This window comes from Neisseria sp. HMSC064E01, assembly GCF_001808875.1.
GTDB classification, from domain to species: domain Bacteria; phylum Pseudomonadota; class Gammaproteobacteria; order Burkholderiales; family Neisseriaceae; genus Neisseria; species Neisseria sicca_A.
The window spans coordinates 1-2,034 of record NZ_KV794855.1; the positions used below are offsets into that span (position 1 = coordinate 1).

The following is a 2,034-nucleotide window of genomic DNA, read 5'->3' on the forward strand; positions in this document are numbered from 1 at the left end:
ATTTTTGCTACTTACTGAAACATTTTTGCTACAAAATCCACAGGCGAAGTGAAACAGGTTTGATACAAATGAAACAAAAAAAAACTTGCTTTATTTATTAAAATGAAACATGATTTGCGCATGTTTCAAATGTACTAAAGGAGTTTCATTTGTGGCTAATGTTGTTAAAGATACGGTCTCTTTAACTGCAAACAATGTCGTTATTTCAAACTACATTGTTCGCTCTGCTCAAACATTGAATTTGGTTGAGAAAAGAATTTTGATGGCCGGAATTGCCAAGCTCGGCGGTGTTAATGGGGAAATCAAGTTGTCAGCACAGGAATATGCTGACACTTACGGTGTAAACATTCGCACTGCCTACAACGAATTAAAGGGGGCGGTAGGCACATTGATGAAACGTACCTTATCCTGGCAAATAACAGACGGCAAAAAAATTGGTACTCGAACCACGATTTGGGTTCAAGGTTTTGATTATTTTAAAGATGAAGGTTTGGTTAAATTCAGATTTTCTGAATACATCTTCCCTTTCCTTTTTGAGCTAGAAAGAGAATTCACAAAGTACCAGCTACAACAAGCAGCCGCTTTGCGGTCCATTTATTCTTGGCGGCTACTTGAACTTTTTGAGCAAATGAAAGACAAGGCTGACGGCTCTGGCTGGCTTTCCATGTCCATTGAAGAGTTTTGGCATGCTATGGAGGCAACAGAAAGCTATAAAACAAATTTCCAATTACTGAGAAAAAGAGTTATTGAGCCAGCAATAAAAGAATTATCAGAAAAAGACGGCTGGTTAATTGAATGGGAGATCCGAAAACGTGGGCGTAAAGTATCTACACTACTTTTCAAATTTGAGCGAAATCTACAAGGAGGGCTTTTCGACCAAGAAACGGCTCCCATACTTAGAGATAAAAACTCAAATTAACCTCCTGAAGAATGATTTGGAGTAAAAATGGCGCTCGTATCCATTAGTGAAGCCGCTCGACTGGTTGGCAAAAGCCGTCGCACCATACAGCGCGACATTGTCGCAGGCAAATTAAGCAAGTGCGACAATGGAAAAAGACTAGATACTTCGGAGCTTCTAAGGGTCTATGGCGCATTTTCAGATGCGACAAATGTCACAGATGTCGCAGCGACAATGACACATCTTGTCGCTGACAATGCACAGCCAAATGTCGCAGATATGCGCGTTCGTTTAGCTGCTTTGGAAGCTGAAAATGCGGCATTGAAAGACCATCTAGGTAGCCTGAAACAGGCAATGCTTTTACTGGAAAACAAGGCATCTGCGGAACAGGTCAAACCACGCCGTAAATGGTGGCAAATATTTAAAAATGGGGATTAATGGCGATGGTCATGGCTGGAACGAAGCAGTTTAAAAGCCATCATGGTATTGCATGGTATTAAAGTAGAGATTTAAAAAGGACAGTCTTTACTGTCCTTTTTTTATTTTCGTTCTGTGGCTTTGTTCGTTCAGCCGTTCTTCCGCATTACAGTATATTCGGGATTTAGAATCAACTTAATCAGGTACTCGTCGTCAGGGTCGAGTTCTTCCATCAAATCGTCGATAGCAGCTTTTTTTTGCTCTAAGAAGGCAATCAGTTTCTGATCTGGATTTTCCCTGTTCTGCTCGTTAAACAATGCAGAAACCAAAGGCTGTTTGCTCTGACCAAGTATTTCCAATGCTACCTCATAATCAAAAAATCCCATTCCCATTATTCAAGCTCCTAAGTTTTCGGCGATAAGCGCCCATTTTGTTTCTGGATAAGTCTTCATTTGGCTTCGCCATTCAAAACCTGTTTTTAGCCATATTACCCCGTTACTCCCCCTTTTTTTGCTGCGTACTGTACATTCCAATATGCGCGTACTGAGCACAAATTTTGTGCGTACTTTGCAGAAAGTGTGCAGCGTACTGCACATTATTTCTGCTGCGTACTACACATATTTTCCCGCCTAAAAAGCGCGTACTGAATTCCACCTGAAAGGTACGTACTAATCACATCGGCGGGAAAAAAAGGGGGAGTAACGGGGTATCCTGTCTTT

3 protein-coding genes are annotated in these 2,034 nt (G+C 41.1%); 2 read left to right on the top strand and 1 reads right to left on the bottom strand.

The window, feature by feature from the left end:
* The first annotated feature begins 151 nt into the window (after positions 1–151).
* Positions 152–919: a replication initiation protein gene (locus tag HMPREF2572_RS00005; RefSeq protein ID WP_019270612.1), complete on the top strand. Its 768-nt coding sequence runs from the start codon at positions 152–154 to the stop codon at positions 917–919.
* Between the two features lie 27 nt (positions 920–946).
* The gene (locus tag HMPREF2572_RS00010) at positions 947–1,336 is read left to right on the top strand and encodes a MerR family transcriptional regulator (protein ID WP_019270613.1); all 390 of its coding nucleotides are present in this window, start codon (positions 947–949) and stop codon (positions 1,334–1,336) included.
* A gap of 128 nt (positions 1,337–1,464) precedes the next feature.
* Here HMPREF2572_RS00010 and HMPREF2572_RS00015 read toward each other — a convergent pair whose 3' ends face one another.
* Positions 1,465–1,707, bottom strand: coding sequence for a hypothetical protein (locus HMPREF2572_RS00015; protein ID WP_019270614.1), 243 nt, complete (start codon positions 1,705–1,707; stop codon positions 1,465–1,467).
* Positions 1,708–2,034 lie beyond the last annotated feature (327 nt).